Below are 5779 nucleotides of genomic sequence, written 5' to 3'. Positions count from 1 at the left end.
CTGGTTTGTTCTTTCTAATCCATAATTTATAGCAATATAGTTCAGTATAGAGACTATGTCTTCAATTGAAAAGTTCTTATTAGTTTCTAGTATATTATAAATTAAACTAAAAAAGTTTTTTAAGGGCTCTATAAAATTGCTCTTAGCATATTTCATAGCTGCAATTGAAAAAAATAAATTTATGTTTTCTTTTAGATCTTTCTTTATCTTTTCATCTGAAATACTGTTTGTATCAAACAGTATGTATTTAAATTTTGGTAGATATCTTTTGATAAAAGAAAGGTCTTTATCAGATTTTATTGATTTGAATTGATCTAAGAAATCTTCTGATATATTCCACTTTTTCTTTCCATGATAAAAGACTATAGGGATTATGGGTATCATTTCTTTATTTTGTTTTAAATTTGTTTCCCATGTTACTACCATATAGCTTAGTATCTGAAGAAGGACAAATCTGTCTAAGTCTGACTTGTGTTCAAATATTATGTATAACATAGACTTATTTCCATTAAAGTTGCATTCAAAAGATATGTCCAATTGATATTTCTTATACTCTTTTGATAATTTTTCGTTGTCTATTAGCTTAAGAGATTCTATATCTATGTTTTTTCTTACATCATATGGAAAAAACTTTTTTATAAACGTTCTTGAGGAAGTTTTTCATAGTACCCTGAGCATCTTGCTCGGGGTGTATTGCTTTTGACGTTCTTAAAAGCTACCAAGCAGGGTGCTTGGCATAATAAAGGACACCCTCCATTCTATTATTGACAAATTATCTATTGACTATTTGTCATTTTTAATTTACTATATTGACAATTAATCAAAAGGGGTGATGCAATTTGCTTGTGCTCACTTAGTTTTTGGCTTTAAAAACAAACAAAATATTATGGAGGTTCGAAATGAATAAGTTAAAAAGTGCTTTACTTGCTGGCTCTTGCTTGCTTCTGACTGCAAATGCAGCATTTGCAATGGATATCAAGGGCAAAGTTATTGATGCTGAGACTGGCGCTACTCTTTCCGGCGCAGCCGTTGACTTGAAGGATAGCTCTGGAAATGTGTTACAGGAAGTAACAGCTGACAGTGCAGGTAGGTTTCTCTTTCAAAATGTCAATGCTGGAAGTTATTCAGTCGAGGTTAAAGAACAAGGATATGTTGGAGTTGACAAATCCGTTACTATTTCTACCAAAAACAAAAATGTTACTATAAAAGCAGTTTCTGCTTCTGGCACTGTTGAAGTAACAGGTAAGGTTATGGATGCTAGCGGTAACGGTATTGGTGGTGTTAAGGTTCAATTAATGAAACAAGACCCAAGATTTGGAAACTCAAACCTTGCTAAATATGTAATAGATCAAGCAACTACTGCTCAGGACGGGACATATACACTCAAAGCTATAAAGCCTTCTGATTCTTCTACTTATACCTACTTCGTAAGAGCATTAGGACATGGAATTTTAAACACAAAGGCTACAGGTGAATTTCAAGTAAGTAATGCTACTACTTCAATTTCAAATGAAAATATAACAGTAGATGTTCTACCAACTACAACAGCGACTATTACAGGACAAGTTCTTGACTTTGCAGGCAATCCAATTGCTAATGCTAAGGTAACAGCTCCTATTAGAGAAACAGGATATCCTGAAACAGTTACAAATGCTAATGGTGAATTTAGCTTGCAAGTTCCTGCTAACGGCACATTGCAAGTTCCTATCAGAGTAACTAAATCAGGATATAAGCCAATAAGAGAAGTAATAATTCCAAATGCTAATACTACACTTGCTTTGCAAACTATAACGCTACAAGCCAAGTAAGAAATACAATGCTGGCTAGTCTCTTTGGCTAGCCAGCAGATAATAAAGATTGTAATGGAGGAAAAAATGGGTACTTTTTATTATATCTTAAACAATTCAGGATTAGGTGAAAAATACATAAAAGGGATGGAGAAAAAGAGATATGGTATATATATAGACAATCCTACTCCACCTATTACCTGCATCAAATACATCTTGAAAAATCTTAATGTTGAAACAAAAGGGTTGACGCACTATGAATTAGCCGAAGAGTTAAAGAGCATAAATTTGCCTTTTTATATTAATCACGGTGAAAAACTTACAGATAGTTTCGCAATATTCCTTCAAGCAATGCTTGAAAATAGCGATGTATATACAAGCTGCACAACTGTACCTAGTGGTAAAATCATTCCTACGTTCTTTAATAATGGAAAAGAGATAAAGCTTTTTGGCGAGAAGGATAAAATTATCAAATATATTGAGAAAAAGTATAAGATTTCAAATAGGCAAGCATATCATATATATACGCTTGCCTGCGGCAATCTAAACGGTGCAGAAGAATTAGCAAGGCGCTACACTGAAGGCGAACCACTGCATTCTCTAAGATATGAAGGAGCAAGATATATTTCAATTGTGCCTATACTTCTTGGTTTTGGCTTTGTGTTTATAATGCTTAGATTCATTGCTCTTGGTTTAAACGATGAAGATACGTATATTTTTGCTGGCTCAATGGGCGCAATGTTTTTCCTATTTAGGTTCATATATTACCAGTATTTAAGAAAGAGTATCTAAAATTGTTGACAAGTCTGTGGATAAGTTGTTGATAACTTGTGGATATCATGTGGATTATTTTGTTAATTTTTTTAATTTCATTTAGTAATATAGCAGATGCAAAAATTTTAAACGCAGAAATAACATATAATAAAATTAACTTTAGCGCAGAAACTGACTATATGACTTATTCAATAGGTGACACTTCAATACAATGTGGACACTATCAGAAGTCAGGTCAGGGAATATCATTTAAAGAGAAAGATAAAGGCTTTGAATACTTCACAGGAAGTGTTTATCAGTATCCAGACGAAGAAAGAAGAAATCTACTATCAACTCCAAAATCAAAATATCTACAACAATATTATTTTGCTGTAGCTGATAACTCTGATGAAGATGGACTTCACTATTTCTATATAGACAGCACTGATAAAGATAAAAAGACTGAGAAATTAATTTTTGGGACTAGATACGTTAATAATGAATTTACTACTTCAATCGGATCGGAGTTTGACAAGAATACAAAAGCACTTACAGGCAGCAGCATATATAATAAATTTGAACACAAAAGGCTAAGGATAGAAAATTACTTCTCAACCGTAAACTCTGAAGTAACAAATAAAAAAAGCCTTTATATCAGCCAGGAAGTTAACTTTTTTAGTGTTAAATCTAGTCTATCAACAAATTTTAATAAAGGTTATCCAACATATCAGATATCAAGCTATAAAAGTATATTTGGCTTTAATATAAGGCACACTATAACAAAATCAAATAAGTTATTATCTACTCTTATGATAGACAAGTATTTTAATATTTCTGACTTTAATAACAGCATCTCATTTAATATCCAGACAAATGGCAGTGCTTTATTCTCTGTATCAGTAGAGAAGGATTTAGGAAACGATGACGAGCCAATTACAACTAGTTTTTATTCAAACATAGCAAGACAAAATCATCATATAAGCACAACATTTGAGTTATCTGCAAGTGATAAAAATAAGATTGTAGGATTATCTTATTATGATAAGTCGCTAACTCTTAAAGCAGGAATAAGGGTATTTAAGATATCTGATGTTAATGGGTTTCTGACTGCAAACATTCAAAATAAAAAACTATTTCTTGGTATAACAATATGAGACTACTTTTAACTATTTTCTTAATTGTTTTCATAACAAGAATTGCCTTTGCAAACGAGTTAATTACTTGTGATGAGTATATTAGCCGCAATAATCAATACATAACAGCACTAAATGAGTTAGAAAAGGCAAAAATAAATTTAGATATCCAAAAAAAAGAATTAAAGAAAGCATCAGAGCCAGAGATACATTATCACTCAGGATATGATCCAGGAAAAGGATATATCACATCAGGTGTATCAGTATCAGGAAACATTACGGATTTATTCTTTAACACGAATACAAACAAAGAAAAGATTAAACTTGCTGAGATTGAAGTAAAGCAAAAACAATCAAACTTAGATGATATAGAGAGAAAGCTAAAGATTGAATACACGGCTAAAATAAATGAGATTGAAAGGCTAAAGTGTTTACTAGAAAGCCTAAAGGCTCAGCTAAGACTAAAGGAAACGCAAGAAAAGATAGTGCAAAATAGATTTGATGCAGGACTTATTACCAGGGATGAGGTGGAAAGGGTGCAGTCAGAATTAATTGACATTAAATCAAAAATATATCAAAATAATGATGATATAAAAATAAAAGAAATGGAGCTGTCAAGATGAGCCTATACACTCATTTAGTTTTCTCGCTTTTTTTTGTTCAACTTTTCAGAATACTTTTACCGTATGACGTGAAAGTGAACATATTCTTTTACTTGATGGCAGTAATTGGCAATCTAATTTGCTTTACTCCAGATGTAGCCCAATATTTGTATACAAGATACAATCTTGAAAGTCTGGATAAAAAATTAACAGAAAAATTAGGCTTTTCTTGGTTGTCTAAAAATATCTCTTATATAGACTTCAAAGATTTCTTTAACTCGATTTTATTTCTAATAGTGTTTTCAATATTTAGCTATACCTTCGCATATATAATAAGGCTTGATTTTATCTATATAACCTGTTCAGTAATAGGCGTTATTTCTCATATGATTTGTGAGAGCTTCTCTGTGTCAGGAGTAAGGCTATTATTTCCAGCATTTATAAGATTTTCTCTTGTCACAAAGAAAGATAGTTCTTTCAGGGGCTTTGTGCGCGGTTCAAAAGCTGAGAAGATTTTAGCGCTAATTTTTCTGATACTTTTTCTATTGTTATTACCAATTGATAGCTACAAAAAGATAATTCACTCAATAATTCAAAATCCAGTAGGTGCTTTATCTGATGTAAAGTATGAATCATCAGAGAATATAACTCTTGTTCACGTGAAAGGTATCCACAACATAACACACGAACGAATAGACAAAGATTTTAAGGCTATAGGCTGGATAGGTGCGAATTCAGTTGTGGTTGAAGATTTGGAAACAGGTAAACTTTATAGTGTAGGTAAAGGCTTAACCGATCAGATCCAACCTTTCTCTATGGAAGAAAAAACAGGAGCTAAGGTAATACTATCAAATCAAACTGTTTCAGTTCACAACACAAATATTAAAAAGATAATCTCTATGCTTGATAGTAAGATCTCAGATCCAAATACAAGTGTGTATATCACAGGAGATCTTTACACAGATGATGAACACTATCACGTAACTACTTATCCTACTGAATACAACCCAATAAAGCAAAATCAAAAGCATTTAGAATTGCAATTTGCAAGGTTAGACGACCTTGACAGGTTAAGAAATACACACATCACAAGCGGAAAGTTAGCATTGCGATTTGAGAAGCCAATAGAAACTGGAATTGCACACGCTGGAGAATTGAACTACAACAAAACAAATAAAACTGCTACTGCTGATGACATTTCTGATGATACACACAGAATTAAGATAAGCTTTAGTGCTCTTGATATGTCAGATATCAAGGTAAAGATTGGCCAGAAGGTAAAGAAAGGTGATTTACTAGTCGTTTCATCAAAGGATATTGACACATTAGAGTTAGAAAACAAGAAATCAAATATAGACTATTCTAAGTTGAATAACGATATTGCAAAGATAAGAACTAACTACAAAGAAAAGATTGAAGCTAAAGAAAGAGAATTAAAATACAATAAAGAATTATTAGCTGATAATTTAATTTCAGAACAAGCAGTAAAGAATATTGAGAATGA

Annotated in this window: 5 protein-coding genes and 1 pseudogene; 5 read left to right on the top strand and 1 reads right to left on the bottom strand. The window is 31.9% G+C overall.

Annotated elements, in window-relative coordinates; all coding sequences use genetic code 11:
* Positions 1-642: pseudogene (locus ACWIUX_RS00085) on the bottom strand (Rpn family recombination-promoting nuclease/putative transposase); the annotation flags it as partial.
* A 257-nt stretch (positions 643-899) separates the two neighbouring features.
* Between ACWIUX_RS00085 and ACWIUX_RS00080 the strand changes: the two are divergent.
* The 5 genes from ACWIUX_RS00080 to ACWIUX_RS00060 all read left to right on the top strand — a co-directional run.
* Complete coding sequence (locus ACWIUX_RS00080) at positions 900-1808, top strand: MSCRAMM family protein (RefSeq protein WP_448588680.1); 909 nt, start codon at positions 900-902, stop codon at positions 1806-1808.
* 66 nt (positions 1809-1874) lie between these two features.
* Complete coding sequence (locus ACWIUX_RS00075; RefSeq protein WP_448588679.1) at positions 1875-2579, top strand: hypothetical protein; 705 nt, start codon at positions 1875-1877, stop codon at positions 2577-2579.
* Between the two features lie 59 nt (positions 2580-2638).
* Positions 2639-3694, top strand: a complete 1056-nt coding sequence (locus ACWIUX_RS00070) for a hypothetical protein (RefSeq protein ID WP_448588678.1) — start codon at positions 2639-2641, stop codon at positions 3692-3694.
* A complete protein-coding gene (locus ACWIUX_RS00065; protein ID WP_448588677.1) occupies positions 3691-4296 on the top strand; it encodes a TolC family protein in 606 nt (201 codons plus the stop codon). The genes ACWIUX_RS00070 and ACWIUX_RS00065 overlap by 4 nt, the downstream gene beginning before the upstream one ends.
* Positions 4293-5779 (top strand): metal-dependent hydrolase (locus tag ACWIUX_RS00060; protein ID WP_448588676.1); only part of this gene is annotated, 1487 nt, incomplete at its 3' end. The genes ACWIUX_RS00065 and ACWIUX_RS00060, both read left to right, overlap by 4 nt.

It is taken from the genome of Thermodesulfobium sp. (genome assembly GCF_053498235.1).
Note: the sequence above shows the minus strand (reverse complement) of the source record. Positions and strands in the feature narration are given on the sequence as shown.